Below are 18,136 nucleotides of genomic sequence, written 5' to 3' on the forward strand. Positions count from 1 at the left end.
GAGATAAATATGAAAACAGTCAGACTTACCGTCGCACAGGCGCTTGTGAGATTCCTTGATAATCAATATGTGGAATTTGATGGCAAAGTCACCAAATTCGTTGCGGGCGTGTTCGGTATTTTCGGTCATGGTAATGTGCTGGGGCTGGGTCAGGCGCTGGAACAGGACAGCGGCGATCTCATCGTGCGGCAGGGACGCAACGAACAGGGCATGGCACATGTTGCGACCGGTTTTGCCAAACAAAAACGGCGCAGACAAATTTATGCCTGTACTTCTTCCGTGGGTCCCGGTGCGGCAAATATGATTACCGCGGCGGCTACCGCATCGGCAAACCGAATTCCGTTGCTTCTGCTGCCCGGCGATGTTTTCGCGACACGGCAGCCGGACCCTGTTTTGCAGCAAATCGAACAATCCTACGATTTAAGCATCAGTACTAATGATGCGTTTCGCGCCGTCAGTAAATACTGGGATCGCGTAAGCCGTCCGGAACAATTGATGACCGCCTGCATTAACGCCATGCGGGTATTGACTGATCCCGCCGAAACCGGCGCCGTCACCATCGCGTTGCCTCAGGATGTACAGGCGGAAGCCTATGATTTTCCGGAACATTTTCTGCAAAAACGCATTCACCGCATTGAGCGTACACCGCCGACCGAAGCGATGCTGCTGGATGCATTAACCCTGATCCAGCGTAAAAAGAAACCGCTCATCGTATGCGGTGGTGGGGTGCGTTATTCGGAAGCGGCCGAACAATTAAAACGTTTTGCCGAAACTTATCATATTCCCTTTGCCGAAACACAGGCCGGAAAAAGTGCGGTCGTTTCCGCACATGATTTAAATGTCGGTGGCATCGGCGAAACGGGTTGTCTGGCAGCGAATCTGCTCGCGAAAGAAGCGGATTTAGTGATCGGAATAGGCACCCGATACACCGATTTCACCACCTCTTCAAAATGGATTTTCCAGAATCCGGAGGTCAGTTATCTGAATATTAATACGGCGCGTTTCGATGCTTATAAACTTGACGGCGTACAAATCACCGCCGATGCCAGAGAAACATTAGAAAAACTGACCGCACTTTTAGCGCCGACCGGTTATCAGACCCAATGGGGCGACCGGATTGCCGATGCCAAAAAACAATTCGCCGTCGAATTGCAACGGGTGTACAGCCTGACTTACACGGGAGCTGATTTTATTCCGGAAGTCGCGGATCGTCTGAATACGGACGCCGTATTCGCCGAATTTATCGCAATGACCCAATCGGCACTGACGCAAAGCCGCGTACTGGGCATTCTGAATGAAACATTAACTGATAATGACGTTATCGTTGGTGCCGCCGGCAGCCTGCCGGGTGATCTGCAGCGCTGTTGGCAGTCTAAAGGAGAAAATACTTATCATCTGGAATACGGCTATTCCTGCATGGGCTATGAAGTCAACGCCGCGCTTGGGGTAAAACTGGCGCAGCCCGACAGTGAAGTGTATGCCTTACTGGGCGACGGCTCCTATATGATGCTGCATTCCGAACTGGTCACGTCGGTACAGGAACATCAAAAAATCAATGTCGTGCTGTTCGACAATATGACCAACGGTTGTATCAACAATCTGCAGCTTGGTCACGGCATGGATAGCTTCGGCACCGAATTTCGTTTCAGAAACGAGCAGACCAATCAGTTAAACGGCGGCCTGGTGCCGGTGGATTTCGCGATGAATGCGGCGTCCTACGGTTGTAAAACCTATAAGGTCACAACCGAAGAGCAATTACGCGCCGCATTGGCAGATGCGCGCAAACAAACGGTCTCCACCCTGATTGATATTAAGGTGTTACCAAAAACCATGGTGCACGGTTACGGCAGTTGGTGGCATGTCGGCGTGCCGGCGGTATCCGACAAAGAAACCGTACGCGAAGCTTATCAGCACTCGGTACAACGTATCGGTGAGGCCAGACGTTATTAATTTGCCTGAATTCCTCTTTAGCGCGGGAATAATCAGGCGGCAGAATACTCCAATCATTCTTTGACAAGGAAAAACTATGAAAGCTGAAAATGTAAAATTAGGTATCGCTCCTATCGGTTGGACGAATGACGATATGCCGGATCTCGGCAAAGAAAATACATTCGAACAATGTATCAGCGAAATGGCGCTGGCCGGCTTTACCGGCAGCGAAGTCGGCAATAAATACCCGCGGGATGTGGAGGTGCTGAAACATAAGCTGGCGGTGCGCGGAATGGAAATCTGTAATGCCTGGTTCAGTACTTTCTTTGTGGACGGGAAAAAAGAACAAACGCTTAAGGATTTTATTCAACATCGTGATTTCCTGCATGCCATGGGGGCAAAAGTGATCGGCTGTTCCGAACAAAGCCGCAGCATCCAGGGTACGACAAAAGCCGTTTTCAAAGAAAAAACGGTCTTTACCGACAGCGAATGGCAATTACTGGCCGAAGGTTATAACGAACTGGCGAAACTGGCAGCGGAAAAAGGCATGCGTGTCTGTCTGCATCATCATATGGGTACCGGTATCCAGACTCCGGCGGAAATTGATCGCTATATGGCGGCGGTAAATGACGACGTCTATTTACTATTTGATTCGGGTCATCTTTATTATTCCGAAGGATCTCAGCAGATTATGCGGGATGTGTTGGAAAAATACATTGATCGTATCATTCACGTTCACTTAAAGGATGTCCGTGATGACGTAGTCGCGGAGGTAAAAGCGAACAATCTAAGCTTTCTGCAAGGCGTTCGTAAAGGAACCTTTACCGTACCGGGCGACGGCGTTATTGATTTCAAACCGATTTTCGACATTCTGGATAAACACAATTACCAAGGCTGGATGGTGGTGGAAGCCGAACAGGATCCGGCGATTGCCAACCCATTCGAATACGCGCTGAAAGGCCGTCAATATATCAAACAAGTTGCGGGGATTTAATGATGATTAAACTGGGTATTATCGGTGCCGGCCGTATCGGCCGCGTACATTCCGAAAGTATTACGAAATATGTGAAAGGTGCTGAAATTAAAGCGATTTCGGATGTTCGTGTCACCGAAGAATTACAACGCTGGGCCAGCGCCATGGGCATTGCAAATGTCTATGAAGATTACAAACGGATTCTGCAGGATCCGGAAATCGATGCCGTACTGGTGTGTTCCTCCACCAACACTCATGCACCGATTTCCATTGAAGCCGCCCGAGCCGGGAAACATATTTTCTGTGAAAAACCGATTGATGCGGATGTTGCCCGTATCAAACAAGTCTTAGCGGAAGTGGAAAAAGCGGGCGTAAAATTTCAGGTCGGTTTCAACCGTCGCTTCGATCATAACTTTAAAGCCATCAAACAACGCGTTGCGGCAGGCGATATCGGTGAGCCGCATATTATCCGCGTCACCTCGCGCGATCCGGACGCGCCGCCGATCGATTATGTAAAAGTCTCCGGCGGTATGTTCTTTGATATGACGATTCACGATTTCGATATGATCCGTTACTTATCCGGCAGCGAAGTAACCGAAGTCTATGCCGCAGGCGGCGTACTGGTCAATCCGGAAATCGGCGAAGCCGGTGATATCGATACCGCAGTCATTACCTTAAAACTGGCTAACGGCGCAATCGGCGTAATTGATAACAGCCGCAAAGCGGTATATGGCTATGATCAGCGCGCGGAAGTTTTCGGTTCCAAAGGTGCGGTACAAACCCGTAACGATACCGATTCCACCGCAGTCTATTCCTGTGAAGCCGGCGTTATTGCCGAAAAACCGAAATATTTCTTCCTGCAACGCTACATGCAGTCTTTTGCCGACGAAATGCTGTGTTTCATTGATTCCGTAATCAATGACAAACCGACTTTAGTGAACGGCAATGACGGTTTACAGCCGGTATTAATCGCCATTGCGGCGAAAAAATCGCTGGAGCAGGGCCGTCCGGTAAAATTGGCGGAGATCAGCTAACCGCTTTCCACACCGAAACGAATAAAATCCAAAGGCGAGGCGTCAATGATAAGGCGCTCGCCTTTTTTACGGATAATGTGAAATCTGCCGCACTATTCAACCTGCCAAAAATCACGGCAGCAAAACCATTTACACTCACACCAACACCAACTCCACTTTCATTTCATGAATAGCGTCCTGTACGTTGGTTAGGAGATCTTTATCGCAAATCACGCAATCGAACTGGTTCAGCGGGCAGATGTGGAAGGTTGCGCTTTTGCCGTATTTGGACGAGTCCGAAACCAGCACTTTTTTCTGGCTGGATTGCATAATGGCGCGTTTGACCGGGAGTTTGTTTTCATCCGGTGTGGTCAGGCCTTTCAAATTCCAGGATGAAGTGGAAACAAAGGCGATGTCGAGGGAAATCTGGCGCAGCAGCTGGGCGGCAAGCTCACCGACCGATGAGTAATTCGCTTTATTTATGCTGCCGCCGGTATGCAGCAGCTCGCATTTGCCGTTCATCATTAAAAAATTGGCAATCATAAAATCATTGGTGACCACCAGCAAATCATCCCGATCCACAATGCGGTGTGCAATTTCCAATGTGGTGGTGCCGGCATCCAGATAGACCGTAGTATTGCGCGGAATCGACTGCGCCGCCTGCATGCCGATATGTTCTTTTTGTCGCATGGATAATAAGGATTTATCCTGATGGGTCGGTTCGGTAAACAGATGTTCCAGCAATTTCACGCCGCCGGAAACGGAAACCACGCGCCCTTCCTGCTCCAGTTTCTGAATATCACGTCGCACCGTCATATGCGATACGCCGAGAATCTCCACCAGACTGGCGATGCTGATAATATTGTTCTGACTGATAAGATTGAGTAACTGCTTTTGTCGTTCTGCGGGGATCATGATCGGTATCCGAATAGCTTTTTTCCTGATTATAACGATTTCTGATAAAAAAGCATTGTTTTTAATTCACAAATTTTAACAATAAAAGTGAATAAATGTTAATTTTTGTGATCTATATCGCGTTTTTTTGTACAAAAAAATGCCAGAATAAACGCCGACATAATACTTAAGGTCATTTTATTATTTCAGGAGAAACATATTATGGGTAATCACTATTCAGTGGCCATCGTCGGCTTGGGCGCAATGGGTATGGGTGCGGCAAAATCCTGTATTAATGCGGGCTTAATCACCTACGGCGTGGATCTTAATCCGGCGGCGTTAGCCGATCTGAAAGCCTTCGGCGCCAAAGACGTCGGCACAAGTGCGGTCGGTTTTGCGCCACAATTAGATGCCGTGATGCTGTTGGTGGTCAATGCTCAACAGGTGAATGCGGTGTTATTCGGCGAAAACGGTCTGGCCCCGCAGCTGAACGCCGGCACCGCGGTCATGGTATCGTCCACCATCTCCGCGCAGGATGCGCAAGCGATTTCACAAAAATTAACAGATTTAGGTCTTATTATGTTGGATGCGCCGGTTTCCGGCGGTGCGGCAAAAGCGGCCGCCGGTGAAATGACCGTAATGGCATCCGGTTCTCAGCAAGCCTTTGACAAATTACAGCCGGTGCTGGATGCGGTTGCCGGTAAAGTCTATCGCATCGGCGAAGCCATCGGATTGGGCGCAACGGTCAAAATTGTTCACCAGCTGCTCGCCGGCGTCCATATCGCTGCCGGCGCGGAAGCCATGGCGCTCGCGGCCAAAGCCGGCATTCCGTTGGACTTAATGTATGAGGTCGTCACCAACGCGGCGGGCAATTCCTGGATGTTTGAAAACCGCATGAAACATGTGGTGGACGGCGACTACACCCCGCTTTCCATGGTTGATATTTTCGTTAAGGATTTAGGCTTGGTCAACGATACCGCCAAATCGCTTCATTTCCCGTTACATTTAGCCAGCACCGCCTATTCCATGTTTACCGAAGCCAGCAATGCCGGACACGGCAAAGAAGATGACAGTGCGGTAATTAAAATTTTCAGCGGTATCGAACTGCCAAAAAAAGGAGAGCATTAATATGTTAGGTGTTATTGCCGACGATTTCACCGGCGCAAGCGATATCGCCAGCTTTCTGGTGGAAAACGGATTAAGTGCGGTGCAAATGAACGGCGTTCCCGCCACGCCGTTGGCGGATAGGGTCGATGCTATCGTCATCAGTCTGAAATCCCGTTCGAACCCGGCACAGGAAGCCGTCGCACAATCATTACAGGCCTTGCGCTGGTTACAGCAAAACGGCTGCGATCAATTTTATTTTAAATATTGCTCCACCTTCGACAGCACCGAAAAAGGCAATATCGGGCCGGTTACCGATGCGTTGCTGGATGCTCTACAGGCGGATTTTACCGTCGTCACGCCGGCTCTGCCGGTAAACGGACGCACGATTTTCAACGGCTATTTATTCGTCGGCGATGTGCTGCTGAACGAATCCGGTATGCGCAATCATCCGATTACGCCGATGAAAGACGCCAATCTGCTGCGTCTAATGGATGCGCAAGCGCGCGGCAAAACCGGTTTAGTGGCGTATGCCGATGTCATTTCGGGCGCACAACGGGTGAAAGCCCGCTTCGCCGAACTGCAAGCGCAGGGCTACCGTTATGCGGTGGTGGACGCGGCGGATAATTCGCAGCTGGCGGTGCTGGCGGAAGCCGTCGCCGATTTAAAATTAGTCACCGGCGGTTCCGGGCTGGGCGCCTATATGGCGGCACACCTCAGCGGCGGTAAAAAAGGCACCAATGCGTTCACCCCAAGCAAAGGCAAAACCGTGGTGCTGTCCGGCTCCTGTTCGGTGATGACCAACAGTCAGGTCAACGCTTATAAAGCCAAAGCGCCAAGCTATCTGCTGGATGTCAAACAGGCCTTAAACAACCCCGATTATGCCGGCGAATTATATCAATGGGTATTAGCCCATTCGACACAACCGCTGGCGCCGATGGTTTACGCCACCGTAGCGCCGGATCAGTTAAAGGCCATTCAGGCTGAATTTGGCGCGGAGCAGGCCAGTGCCGCCATTGAAAAAACGTTCGCAAAACTGGCCGCACTTTTAAAAGCGGCGGGCTTTACCAACTTTATTACCGCCGGCGGCGAAACCTCCAGTATCGTCGTGCAGGAGCTGGGCTTCAGCGGTTTCCATATCGGCAAACAAATCGCGCCCGGCGTGCCTTGGCTGAAAGCGGTGGAAGAACCGGTTTATCTGGCGCTGAAATCAGGCAATTTCGGTAAACAGGATTTCTTTGAATTTGCACAGGATATGTTTGTATGACGGAAGCAGAACAAAAACAACAAATGGTGCGCTTAGCCAAATCGCTGTTTGATCGCGGCTACAGCGTGGGCGGCGCGGGCAATTTGTCCGTGCGGCTGGATTCACAGCGCATTTTAGTCACGCCGACCGGCTCGTCGCTGGGTCGTCTGGAAGCTGCGCGGCTGTCCGTACTGGATATGCAGGGCAACCTGTTAAGCGGCGATAAACCGTCCAAGGAATCGGTGTTTCATTTGGCCATGTACCAGAAAAATCCGGACTGTCAGGCCATCGTGCACCTGCATTCCACTTATCTGACCGCCCTTTCCTGTATCGAAAATATCGATACGGCAAACGCCATTAAAGCCTTTACGCCCTACTATGTCATGCGCGTGGGCAATTTGCAGGTGATTCCTTATTATCGTCCGGGCGATGTCAATATTGCGCGCGAACTGAGCGAACGCGCCCTCAGCGGCAAGGCCTTTTTGCTGGCCAATCACGGCATTGTAGTGACCGGTTCGGATCTGCTGGATGCCGTGGATAACAGCGAAGAGCTGGAAGAAACCGCCAAGCTGTATTTTCTCTTACAGGGACAAAAAATCCGTTATCTGACCGATAGCGAAATCAACGATTTAGCACACAGAGGAAAATAGTTATGCCTAAATTTGCAGCCAACCTCACCATGATGTTCAACGAAGTACCGTTTCTAGACCGCTTTGCCGCCGCGGCAAACGCCGGTTTTCAGTATGTGGAATTTCTCTGGCCCTATGAATATCCGGCCACGGAATTAAAAGCCAAATTGGATCAGTACGGTTTAAAACTGGTGCTGTTCAATACCCCGGCGGGCGATGTCGGCCAAGGCGAATGGGGTGTTTCCGCCATTCCGGGGCGGGAGTCGCAAAGCCACCAGCATATTGATCAGGCGCTGGAATATGCCCTTGCCCTCGGCTGCCCGAATGTGCATGTAATGGCGGCGGTGGTGCCGGAAGGTGCGGATCGCAACGCTTACCGCCAAACCTTTATTCAAAACGTGCGCTATGCGGCGGATAAATTCAAACCGCACGGCATTAACGTTCTGCTTGAAGCGTTAAGCCCGGCGGTGAAACCGAACTATCTGCTGAAAAGCCAGCTGGATACGCTGGATATCGTCGAAGCGGCGCAGCGCGATAACGTTTTCGTGCAGCTGGATTATTTCCACGCGCAGAATGTGGACGGCAATTTATCCCGCTTAACCGACAAGCTCAACGGCAAATTCGCTCATGTGCAGATAGCCTCAGTGCCGGATCGCCACGAACCGGACGAAGGCGAAATCAATTATCAGTATATTTTCGACAAACTCGACCAACTCGGCTATACCGGTTATGTCGGCTGCGAATACAAACCGCGCGCCGACACCGCCGCCGGTCTGGATTGGTTTGCAAAATATAAATAAAAACGACCGCACTTTTATCAAGCGTATCGATTATAAAATTAACGCGCTGCGTTAAGCCGCGCGTTTTGTTCCCTGTTCGGAGGGGTGTATGTCAAATGAAATTCTTATTTTAATCGGCTTATCCAGCGTTATCGCGTTGCTGGTGATTATGATCAAAGGTAAAGTTCATCCGTTTCTCGCCTTAGGTCTGATCAGTATCGCCGTTGCCTTAAGCGCCGGTATTCCAATGAGCAAAGTGATTCCCACCTTAATCAGCGGCATGGGCAGCACTTTAGGCGGCGTTGCGCTGATCGTGGGGTTAGGCGCAATGCTCGGTAAAATTATCGAAAAATCCAACGGTGCCGATGTATTGGCCACTTGGCTGCTCAACAAATTCGGCGAGAAAAACGCGCCTTTCGCCTTAGGAGCGACCGGCTTTATTTTCGGTATTCCGGTGTTTGTCGATGTAGGCTTTATCGTCCTGATCCCGATTATTTTCAGCGTGGCAAGACGTATCGGCGGCAATATGCTGGTTTATGCCTTACCGATCGGACTGTCCATGTTGATGGTGCATGTGATGCTGCCGCCGCATCCGGGCGTGGTTGCCGGCGCACAGACGTTACAGGCGGATATCGGTCTGGTGCTGGGTATCGGGCTTATCGCCGCATTACCGGCTTATTTACTCGGTCAGCTGTTTATTCCGTTTTTCACCAAACGTAATTTCGTCAGCATCCCGACTTCCAGCGATTTAATTCAATATCAAAAACAGGTGCTGCACGACGGCGGCTTACCGAAATTCAGCACCGTATTAGGCATGATCGTGACACCACTGATCTTAATCATGCTGGGCACCGTCACCGCCACCACTTTACCGCCGGAAAATATACTGCGCGAAGTGTTCAGTATGATCGGCAGCTCGCCGTTTGCGCTGCTGTTTTCCGTCTTTCTCTCTTCTTATGTGTTGGGTATCCGCCGTGGTTGGGATAAAAACAAACTGGAAGAGATTCTCAACTCCGCCCTTGCGCCGATTGCCGGCATTATTTTAATCACCGGTGCCGGCGGTATGTTCGGCAAAGTGCTGGATGCCAGCGGCGTCGGCAAAGCGCTTTCCGAAGTGCTGGCCAGTACCGGCCTGCCGCTGCTGGTGCTTGCCTTCGTGTTATCCTCGCTACTGCGGGCGGCACAGGGTTCGGCCACCGTTGCCATCATCACCACGGCGACCATTCTGGCGCCTGCCATTGCCGCCGAACAATATACCGGTATCCAAATCGCATTGCTGACTTCGGCAATCGGTGCCGGCGCGATGACGCTTTCCCATGTCAACGACAGTTTATTCTGGGTCTGGACAAAATTCTTCGGCATTTCTATCTCCGAAGGATTAAGAACCTGGTCCATTTTAACCACAATTTACGGCATATTCGCATTTCTCTTTATCTGTATTCTGTGGGCATTTTTCGGCTAATGACACTGCGGCGGATCGGTTACGATCCGCTTTTTTTATGACAGGAACGACATTATGCGACAGTATTACCTTTTCCTCCTTTTGCTGTCGGCGGCCATGCCGGTGACGGCATTTGAACCGGATTTCGCCCAAAAACCGACCGCACTTTCCGCCGTCTTATTGGCAGACATTACCGCGCAAGGACAAAAAATCAATGCCGTCGCCTTAGAATATGAGGACAATATTCTTTCCGGCAGCGATCTGACCTTACTTTATCAGGTGGAAACCCGGCTGGATCAGCAAGCGCCGGAAAAACGTACCGTTCAACGGGCATATGTGAATGACCGCCCGCAGCTCGGCTCGCAATCAAAACCCGGAAAATTCGTCATCATCGAATTGGATACCCGCGACCCCAATGCCGCCCCTTACCGCCTGCGTAAAGAAAACACCCGCCCGCTGACATTCCGTGCGAAAGCGAACGGAGAAACAATCACTCTTGAAAAAGCCCAGCCGAATAGCGTTCCGGATTATTATAACGGGCGTCTGGTGTATCACATCCGGCAGCGGGGCAATCTCAAACTGACCAACGGAAAAACCCTTGCCGCCACGGAAATTCAGCAAAGTGCGGTACAAAATCAGATAAAAACCCCGTTTCTGGATCAGTTCGCCGCCGCACAAATCACCCTGCATCATCCCGACAACCGCTTGCGTTACCGTTTATACCGCCCGCAGCCGGTCGCCGGAAAAAAATATCCGTTGACCGTTTTTCTGCACGGTTCAGGACAAATGGGCAAAGATAATCTGGCGCAGCTGCTGTCCAGCAAAGGGGCGGTCGCTACGCTGCAATATGAAGACGGTTTTGTCCTCGCGCCGCAATACGACGGCGTCTTTGATCCTTTCGACGACATTCGCAAAGGACAACGGGGCGGTATTCACTGGCAAACGGAAAACCGTCAGCAATTGCTGCTGAAACTGATCGATAAAACCCTGAGTGACAATCCCGCCATTGATCCGGCGCGGATTTATCTTGTAGGGCTATCGCGCGGTGCGGAAGGCGCATTAAATTTATTATTAAAACGACCGCACTTTTTCGCCGCCGCACTGCTGATGAGCGGACGGGAGGCCGGCACGCTGGAATGGATGGACGGCAATGCGACAGCGGACATGCTTGCGCCACTCAAACAATTACCGATTTGGCTGTTCCACAGCAAAGAAGATCAAATCGCCCCGGTACAGGGCTCACGGATCAATTACGACATTCTACACCACCGGCTTAAGGCGCCCTTAGTGCGCTATACGGAATTCAGCAGCGAAAACGCCGGCGATAACGGTATTCTCAATCCTAACCCGCATAACACCTGGGATGCGGTATTTAACAGTCCTGAAGTGATTGGCTGGTTATTGCAACAAAAACGTCATACCGATTAAGGAGTTAATATGAACTATCAATATTTATCCTATCTTCTTGATGTCAACGCCCCCGGTTTTCCGGGCGAACCGACGCTTAGTCTGGAAACCTGTAGCGATATCGAACGCGGCGATAGCTATAACAGCAGTAAAATCCATTTATTCAACCATTTCGGCACGCATTTCGACGCCCCGCGCCACTTTAATCCGCAAGGCTTAAGTATCACGCAACTGCCGCTCAGTCAGTTTATCTATGAACAACCGCTGTTGCTGGACATACCTAAACAGCAGGGCGAAATGATAGAACCGACTGATTTAGCACCGCACTTAGCCCGGATTCAGCAAGCCGATTGCCTGCTTATCCGTACCGGTCTGGAAAAAGTGCGGGCTGAAAATCCGTCGCAATATGCCGCCAACGGCTGTGCGGTCAGCATACAGAGCGCGCAATATCTGATTGATCATGCCGCAAATCTGAAGGCGATTGGGTTTGACTTTATTTCCCTTGCTTCGCCTGCCAATCCTGAACACGGCGTCAAAGCGCATCAGATAATGTTAGGTATGTTCAGCCCGAATTTTATTTGCATTATTGAAGATATGCAGCTCGCCGCTTTGGTGAGCCGCAAACTTAAACGTATTTTCGCCCTTCCCTTACGGGTAATCGGTATCGATAGCGCACAGGTCACCATTATTGCAGAGGTGGAATAATGAAAACACATCACATCAGTGGGTTGTCTGCGGTTATTTTTCTGCTGTTAAGTCTAATCGGCGCCTATCTGGCGGCACAAGTGGAACGGGATTTCGGACGCATTGACGTTCGCATTATTAGTTTTATGACCGAAGAACAACAGCCCATGAGCGCCAAACTCTATCGTCCCGTCAGCGCCACCGCCGACAATCCCAAACCCGCATTACTGGCATTGCATGGTTATCAAAGCGATAAGGAGGCCACCAATACCTTTGGCGCATTAGAGCTGGCCAGACGCGGTTTTGTCGTGTTGGCGATTGATCATTTCGGCCATGGTTATTCCACTAAGCTGCCGGCGGCCAATAAAAATATGAGCGGCGCCAATAACGGTTATCGCTATTTGAAAAGCCTGCCTTTTGTCGATAAAGAACGGCTCGGTATTTTCGGTCACTCCACCGGCGCACTGAACGCGATACGGGTCGCCAAACTCAATCCCGATCATAAAGCCGTCAACGGACAAAGCAGTAACGGCGGTGATCCGAGCCTGCATAATTATCTGTTAACGCAAGGTTTATTTGAAGAAATCGGCGGCTACCGGGAAAAATCCTTCCCGGTGAAAAATCTGGTCAATCATCCGGCACGCTTAACGGCATTTTCCTTACCGGAAAACGACACGTTATTATGGAATCACACTTACGGCGATATATCGCAAGGAACCGCACGCCGCGCGGCTTTGGTGAACGGAACGCATTTGGGCGTCATGATTGCGGAGCAAACCAATAAAGAAGCGGTTTTATGGTTTAATCAAACATTACAAAACGGCGAGCAGGATGATGATTGGCGTGATCCCGATGATCAGATCTACTGGTATAAAGAATTTGCCGGTTTATTTGCGCTGTCCTGCGCACTCATCTCCGCCCTGTTCCTCGCCGATGCCTTATTACGAACCCGCTATTTTGCCTCCGCCACAAAAACGCCGACCGAATCCACCGCACTTTCTCCGGCTAAATGGCGCTTATTTGCACTAGTGAATATTTTAGCGACCATCGTGCTTTATCCTTTATTGACCCAATGGGGTGGCGCCAATGAACCTATCGCCGCTCTTTTGCCGTTTATGCCGCTTGAAATGGGCAACGGGATCATTCTCTGGTTGACCGTCAGTGCGGTGATTAATCTGCTGTTTTTCTTACTCTGGAGACGCAAAAATCCGATTCCGTTAGCCGAATTCGGCCTCACCGCTCAGCATGCGGCGACCCGACAGGTGATCGCTCGCAGTCTGATATTAAGCGTTATATTAATCGGCTGGCTGTATATTATCGCGCTGTCCGTTTATCACATTTTTGGAGTGGAACTGCGTTTTCTCTGGCCGTTACTCAAACCATTAACCGTAGAGCGCATAGCGCTGTTTCCGGTTTACTGGCTACCTATATTTTTCTTCTTTTTCATTTTCAACGGGTTAATTATCGGTGTGCAAATGAAACTGCCGCTCCGTAAAACGTTATCGGCCACCTGGCTGAACTGGACGGGCAAAACGGTCATTTTCGCGACAGGCGGCTTATTTATATTATGGGGATTTCATTTCATACCGGATTTTATGCAAATCGGCCCCGGTTTCGATCTGCTCGGTTTACCCCAATTTGGCGGGCGCTGGATGATGATGCTGGCGGTTATTATTCCGCAATTCATCGTCTTCATTGCGCTTAATCACTGGTGTTATTTGAAAACCGGTTATATCTGGCTCGGAGTGTTTTTTACCTCCATGCTGATGGCCTGGATTTTGGTCGGCGGTCAGGTCATCGGACGATTTCTCGCATAACCGCCGCCGATACCGGCATGAAATGCCTCAATAACACAACATCAACCAAGCACTATTTAGCGAAGGAGAATGATGATGAGTGAAATCTATATTCTATGCGTTTTTATCATTGCTATCGCGCTGATGATTTTAATGATATCGAAATGGAACGTCCATCCTGCGACGACATTGCTGTTAGTCGTGATTGCGTTAGGCTTTGCTGTGGGGTTAAGCGGTGAAAAAACCATGTCGTTGCTGAATAAAGGCTTCGGCGATACGATCGGGAAAGTCGGTCTGCTGTTTTTCCTAGGCTGTGTGTTAGGAAAATTACTGGAAAGTACCGGTGCGGCAATAAAAATCACCAATGTCATGTACAAACTTTTCGGTAAAAAGCAGGCTATCTGGGCGATTGCCGTGGCTTCGGCCATTTTAGGCATTCCGATTCTTGCCGATACGATCGTGATTGTGTTAATTCCGATTATTTCCAATCTCGCCGTACAGACCGGTGCCTCAATGGCGCAATACGGTACGGTTTTGTATCTAGGCGCTTATGTAACGGCCTCCGCCGTACCGCCGACACCGGGGCCGCTCGCCGCTGCCGCCTTTTTGAATCTGGATCTCTCGCAAGCTATTTTATGGGGGATTTTAATTTCTATTCCGGGTATTTTTGCCGGCACCTTATATTGTAAATACATCGACATTCCCATCGCCCCTAAAGAGGAATTTCTCTCCAAAGGAAACGAAAACACCAAAATTTCATTATTTCAATCCCTGGCGCCGATTATCTTGCCGATTCTGCTGATTATGATGAGTTCGATCCTGGCCAATGTGGATATGCACGGCGGATTAAAAGAGTTCATTCTGATTTTAGGCAATCCGATCGTCGCGATGCTTATTGCCATTGCCTATTCGCTTTCTTTAACCGGCGAGCGCTGGAAAAGTAAAGAAGTGCTGAACGATTGGTTTGAAACCGGGTTGAGACTGGCGGCGATGCCAATCATTGTCACCGGGCTTGGCGGCAGTCTGGCGTTAATCATTAAAGACACCAAAGTGGCGGAAAGTATCGCCAACAGTATCGCCAACGTTAATATTCCGCCGGTGTTGATTCCGTTTATTATCGCGGCGTTAGTCAACACCATCACCGGTTCGAATACTCTCGGCGTATTAACCGGCGCCGCCATTGTCGAGCCTATGCTGGGAACGTTAAATCTCTCGCCGCTGGCCGCGTATCTGGCCTGTGCGACCGGCGCTCAGATATTTAAACATTCCAACTCCAGCGGATTTTGGGTCACCGTGAGTCTGTCGAATATGGATCTGGCGCAAGGGTTGAAATCCGTCGGGGTGGCCACTGCCATCAGCGGGCTGACATCCGGCGTTGTGGTACTGTTATTAGATCTGTTTAATCTTATTTAAATTCACATAATGAGGTAGCCATATGTTTTATAATCAATTATTTAATTTCTCCGCCTGTCCGGATATCCGCATTTCCATCTTAGGCGCTAACGGCGGCTTCGGTTATTCGTTACTGGCGCAATGCAAACTAATCAATAAAATTCACGTCGCCGTAGTCTGCGATATCGATACCGAAAAAACACAGCAAATTTTAACCGCACTTGGCTGGCATTCCGATGCCATCAGACAGTGTTCGACCCTTGAAGAAATCGCGGAAACCGTCGCCCGACGCGGTACGGCGATTATCAACGAGCCGGAATTATTGCCCTTATGCCCGGTGGATATGCTGATTGAATCGACCGGCAACCCTGAACTCGGCGCAGTGATTGCGGAACGTGCGTTAATTCATAAACAACATGTAGGCATGGTTTCCAAGGAAACCGAAGCGGTCGTCGGGCCTTATCTGGCCAAACTGGCGCAAACTCACGGCGTCACTTATACGACGGTGGACGGCGATCAACCCAGCAACCTGATTCATTTGTACACTTGGATTCATTCCCTCGGCTTAGAAATTATCGCCGCAGGGAAATCCAGCGAATACGATTACATTTGGTCTGCGCAAGAAAATAAAATCCGTTATCTGGATAAAGAGGTTTCCGTTCCGGATTTTCGGCATTTATGGCAGCTGGAGGGCAATGTGGAAACGATACTCGCCCAGCGCAGCAAAATGCTGCACGCGCTGCCGCAATATGCCACGCCGGATTACTGCGAAATGAACGTTGTTGCCAACTCACTGAACCTGAGCGTCGATAAACCGGAGATGCATTATCCGATCTGCCGCATAAACGAATTGGCCGATATTTTTATTCCGCAGCAAGACGGCGGGATTTTACGGCATCAAAATGTGGTCGAGGTATTCAATTGCCTGCGCCGGGAGGATGAACTCAGTTTTGCCGGCGGCGAATTCGTGATCGTGAAATGCCATAATCAGGCCGTCTGGCAGATTCTCAAAGAAAAAGGGCATATCGTCAGCCGGCATACTCAATATGCCGCGATTATTCTGCCGTATCATTTAATGGGTGTGGAATCACCGATTTCTATCTTCTCCGCCGTGCTGCATAACCGAGCCAGCGGCAACCCTGAACAAAAACCGGTACTGATTATGGCCGGTCAGGCCGAACGGGATTTCAGCCAAGGCGAAACCCTCAGTATGGGCGGCCACCATCATGTGATTCATCACGTCAGACCGTTACTATTGCCTCATTCGGCGGAAAACCGCAATCTCGCGCCGTTCTATTTGATGTCGAACAAAACCTTGCGGCGGAATGTGGCCAAAGGCGAGCTATTTACCCTGTCCGATGTGGATTTAAACGATTCCGAATTATACCGAATGTATAAACAGCTGGCTTAACTCAGGCCGCTTGTCGGAATTCTTTATCCGTCAAAATAAGAGCGGGCTCCATCGGCGCATGGGATACCGCTCTTTTCATGGTTTGCGTTGCGCGTTTTGCTGATTTTAGTGAAGAAAAACCTGATGATTCAACGGCATAAAGCCGTCGCGATAACGGTGGTCTTTTAGCGCCCGCCACGCCGATTTCTCAGGAACAAATAACCGCTCAAATATTCATTTCAATATCAAAAAATCATTTTCTATTTTCCTGAAAAATGAGAAAAGCATCACACTTTTGTCATTTGAAATGACGTAATGGCGAGAATGCGATCCAGATCACATTATTTTTTATGAATTATGTATAAATTAGCATTACAAAAGTTAATGCAATGTTCTTTTGAACAAAACTGGAGAGCCTTTATGACAAAACCGACCTTAGCTTTATTACTTGGCGATCCCGCCGGTATAGGGCCTGAGCTGGTTGCTAAATTATTAGCTCAGGATGCACAGCGCGCTAAAGCCAACATTGTGCTTATCGCAGACAGACAGGAATTACGCAAAGGTATGCAAATCGCGCAGGCGGATTTTGAGTTTGATGAAATTTCAACGCAGGATTTACCGTACTATCATTTTAGACCCAATATTCCCGTTCTGATTCATCACCAATGTTCCCGCCCCGAACCGTTCGAATACGCTACGGCAACGGCGCAAAGTGGGGTTTATATGCTGGAAACCCTGAAAAAAGCGGTGGATTTGGCACAGACCGGTCATGTGCAGTCCATTTGTTTTGCGCCGTTAAATAAACAGGCGATGCATAAGGGGGGCTTGCAATATCGCGATGAGCTGCATTGGTTTGCGGATCAAACGAATTATCGTGATTTTGTCTGTGAGCTGAACGTGGTCGATCGCATCTGGGCCGCCCGGGTCACGTCACATATTCCGTTTAAAGACATTGTGCCGAATTTATCGGTGCAAGCGGTTATCGACTGCATCTTACTGCTCTATCGTTCGTTAACCCGGGCCGGCGTTAAACAACCTAAAATTGCGGTGCAGGCGTTAAATCCCCATGGCGGCGAGGGCGGCGTGTTCGGTGATGAGGAAATCACCATCATTAAACCGGCCATTGAAAAGGCCAAAGCGGAATACGGCATTGATCTTTACGGGCCGTTCCCGAGCGATACAACCATGCGGGAAGTGCAGCGTTTGGCTCTCGACGGTGTGGTGTCCATGTATCATGATCAATTTTCGACCGCCTTGAAATTGCTGGGCTTCGAACGCGGCGTGACGGTTCAGGGTGGCATTCCGATTCCGATTGCGACGGCCAACCACGGCACGGCTTATGATCTGTACGGAAAAAATGTCGCCATTCCGACCGCACTTGAGACGGCGTTTAATATCGCGGTTCGGATGGGACAAGGCGTTCTTGAATCTCAATAACATTCAGATATCACACAGGGGA

General features: G+C 49.8%; 15 protein-coding genes. 14 read left to right on the plus strand and 1 reads right to left on the minus strand.

All coding sequences use genetic code 11. From position 1 onward, the window contains the following. Positions 1 to 9: 9 nt before the first annotated feature. From iolD to iolG, 3 genes are all read left to right on the plus strand, one after another. Positions 10 to 1,950, plus strand: a complete 1,941-nt coding sequence (iolD, locus tag ACESOH_RS02665) for a 3D-(3,5/4)-trihydroxycyclohexane-1,2-dione acylhydrolase (decyclizing) (RefSeq protein ID WP_373099507.1) — start codon at positions 10 to 12, stop codon at positions 1,948 to 1,950. Positions 1,951 to 2,026: 76 nt separating this feature from the next. Further along, complete coding sequence (gene iolE / locus ACESOH_RS02670; protein WP_373099508.1) at positions 2,027 to 2,923, plus strand: myo-inosose-2 dehydratase; 897 nt, start codon at positions 2,027 to 2,029, stop codon at positions 2,921 to 2,923. 2 nt (positions 2,924 to 2,925) lie between these two features. Then, a complete protein-coding gene (gene iolG / locus ACESOH_RS02675; RefSeq protein ID WP_373099874.1) occupies positions 2,926 to 3,936 on the plus strand; it encodes an inositol 2-dehydrogenase in 1,011 nt (336 codons plus the stop codon). Positions 3,937 to 4,071: 135 nt separating this feature from the next. Here the strand turns inward: iolG and ACESOH_RS02680 are convergent, their stop codons facing one another. Then, positions 4,072 to 4,830, minus strand: a complete 759-nt coding sequence (locus tag ACESOH_RS02680; protein ID WP_032093066.1) for a DeoR family transcriptional regulator — start codon at positions 4,828 to 4,830, stop codon at positions 4,072 to 4,074. Between the two features lie 201 nt (positions 4,831 to 5,031). On the opposite strand from ACESOH_RS02680, the gene ltnD reads away from it, so the two are divergent. The 11 genes from ltnD (at position 5,032) to ACESOH_RS02735 (ending at position 18,114) form a co-directional block, all read left to right on the plus strand. Next, positions 5,032 to 5,937, plus strand: a complete 906-nt coding sequence (gene ltnD / locus ACESOH_RS02685) for an L-threonate dehydrogenase (RefSeq protein WP_373099510.1) — start codon at positions 5,032 to 5,034, stop codon at positions 5,935 to 5,937. Position 5,938: 1 nt separating this feature from the next. Beyond that, positions 5,939 to 7,180, plus strand: a complete 1,242-nt coding sequence (gene otnK / locus ACESOH_RS02690; RefSeq protein WP_373099512.1) for a 3-oxo-tetronate kinase — start codon at positions 5,939 to 5,941, stop codon at positions 7,178 to 7,180. Further along, a complete protein-coding gene (gene otnC, locus ACESOH_RS02695) occupies positions 7,177 to 7,809 on the plus strand; it encodes a 3-oxo-tetronate 4-phosphate decarboxylase (RefSeq protein WP_373099514.1) in 633 nt (210 codons plus the stop codon). The genes otnK and otnC overlap by 4 nt, the downstream gene beginning before the upstream one ends. Positions 7,810 to 7,811: 2 nt before the next feature. Further along, complete coding sequence (otnI, locus tag ACESOH_RS02700; RefSeq protein ID WP_373099516.1) at positions 7,812 to 8,588, plus strand: 2-oxo-tetronate isomerase; 777 nt, start codon at positions 7,812 to 7,814, stop codon at positions 8,586 to 8,588. 88 nt (positions 8,589 to 8,676) lie between these two features. After that, entirely contained in the window at positions 8,677 to 10,029 is a 1,353-nt protein-coding gene (locus ACESOH_RS02705) for a GntT/GntP/DsdX family permease (protein ID WP_032093071.1), read from the plus strand. A 51-nt stretch (positions 10,030 to 10,080) separates the two neighbouring features. Further along, positions 10,081 to 11,436 (plus strand): alpha/beta hydrolase-fold protein, encoded by a 1,356-nt coding sequence (locus ACESOH_RS02710; RefSeq protein WP_373099876.1) that lies wholly within the window; start codon positions 10,081 to 10,083, stop codon positions 11,434 to 11,436. A gap of 9 nt (positions 11,437 to 11,445) precedes the next feature. Continuing rightward, entirely contained in the window at positions 11,446 to 12,120 is a 675-nt protein-coding gene (locus ACESOH_RS02715) for a cyclase family protein (RefSeq protein ID WP_373099518.1), read from the plus strand. Next, positions 12,120 to 13,916 carry an alpha/beta hydrolase gene (locus ACESOH_RS02720; RefSeq protein WP_373099520.1) on the plus strand — a complete coding sequence of 599 codons (1,797 nt, stop codon included), beginning with the start codon at positions 12,120 to 12,122 and terminating at the stop codon, positions 13,914 to 13,916. The genes ACESOH_RS02715 and ACESOH_RS02720 overlap by 1 nt, the downstream gene beginning before the upstream one ends. Positions 13,917 to 13,991: 75 nt before the next feature. Continuing rightward, on the plus strand, positions 13,992 to 15,308 hold the full coding sequence (locus ACESOH_RS02725) for a GntP family permease (RefSeq protein ID WP_373099522.1): 1,317 nt from the start codon (positions 13,992 to 13,994) through the stop codon (positions 15,306 to 15,308). A 22-nt stretch (positions 15,309 to 15,330) separates the two neighbouring features. After that, positions 15,331 to 16,698 carry a hypothetical protein gene (locus ACESOH_RS02730; protein ID WP_373099524.1) on the plus strand — a complete coding sequence of 456 codons (1,368 nt, stop codon included), beginning with the start codon at positions 15,331 to 15,333 and terminating at the stop codon, positions 16,696 to 16,698. A 399-nt stretch (positions 16,699 to 17,097) separates the two neighbouring features. Then, positions 17,098 to 18,114, plus strand: a complete 1,017-nt coding sequence (locus tag ACESOH_RS02735) for a 4-hydroxythreonine-4-phosphate dehydrogenase PdxA (protein ID WP_373099526.1) — start codon at positions 17,098 to 17,100, stop codon at positions 18,112 to 18,114. The last annotated feature ends 22 nt before the right edge of the window (positions 18,115 to 18,136 follow it).

Source organism: Necropsobacter rosorum, assembly GCF_964241405.1.
GTDB lineage: Bacteria > Pseudomonadota > Gammaproteobacteria > Enterobacterales > Pasteurellaceae > Necropsobacter > Necropsobacter rosorum.

Bases quoted from the DNA above. Each gene is read 5' to 3' on its own strand.
- iolD (WP_373099507.1), top strand. From the start codon at position 10: ATGAAAACAGTCAGACTTACCGTCGCACAGGCGCTTGTGAGATTCCTT.
- iolE (WP_373099508.1), top strand. From the start codon at position 2,027: ATGAAAGCTGAAAATGTAAAATTAGGTATCGCTCCTATCGGTTGGACG.
- iolG (WP_373099874.1), top strand. From the start codon at position 2,926: ATGATTAAACTGGGTATTATCGGTGCCGGCCGTATCGGCCGCGTACAT.
- ACESOH_RS02680 (WP_032093066.1), bottom strand. From the start codon at position 4,830: ATGATCCCCGCAGAACGACAAAAGCAGTTACTCAATCTTATCAGTCAG.
- ltnD (WP_373099510.1), top strand. From the start codon at position 5,032: ATGGGTAATCACTATTCAGTGGCCATCGTCGGCTTGGGCGCAATGGGT.
- otnK (WP_373099512.1), top strand. From the start codon at position 5,939: ATGTTAGGTGTTATTGCCGACGATTTCACCGGCGCAAGCGATATCGCC.
- otnC (WP_373099514.1), top strand. From the start codon at position 7,177: ATGACGGAAGCAGAACAAAAACAACAAATGGTGCGCTTAGCCAAATCG.
- otnI (WP_373099516.1), top strand. From the start codon at position 7,812: ATGCCTAAATTTGCAGCCAACCTCACCATGATGTTCAACGAAGTACCG.
- ACESOH_RS02705 (WP_032093071.1), top strand. From the start codon at position 8,677: ATGTCAAATGAAATTCTTATTTTAATCGGCTTATCCAGCGTTATCGCG.
- ACESOH_RS02715 (WP_373099518.1), top strand. From the start codon at position 11,446: ATGAACTATCAATATTTATCCTATCTTCTTGATGTCAACGCCCCCGGT.
- ACESOH_RS02720 (WP_373099520.1), top strand. From the start codon at position 12,120: ATGAAAACACATCACATCAGTGGGTTGTCTGCGGTTATTTTTCTGCTG.
- ACESOH_RS02725 (WP_373099522.1), top strand. From the start codon at position 13,992: ATGAGTGAAATCTATATTCTATGCGTTTTTATCATTGCTATCGCGCTG.
- ACESOH_RS02730 (WP_373099524.1), top strand. From the start codon at position 15,331: ATGTTTTATAATCAATTATTTAATTTCTCCGCCTGTCCGGATATCCGC.
- ACESOH_RS02735 (WP_373099526.1), top strand. From the start codon at position 17,098: ATGACAAAACCGACCTTAGCTTTATTACTTGGCGATCCCGCCGGTATA.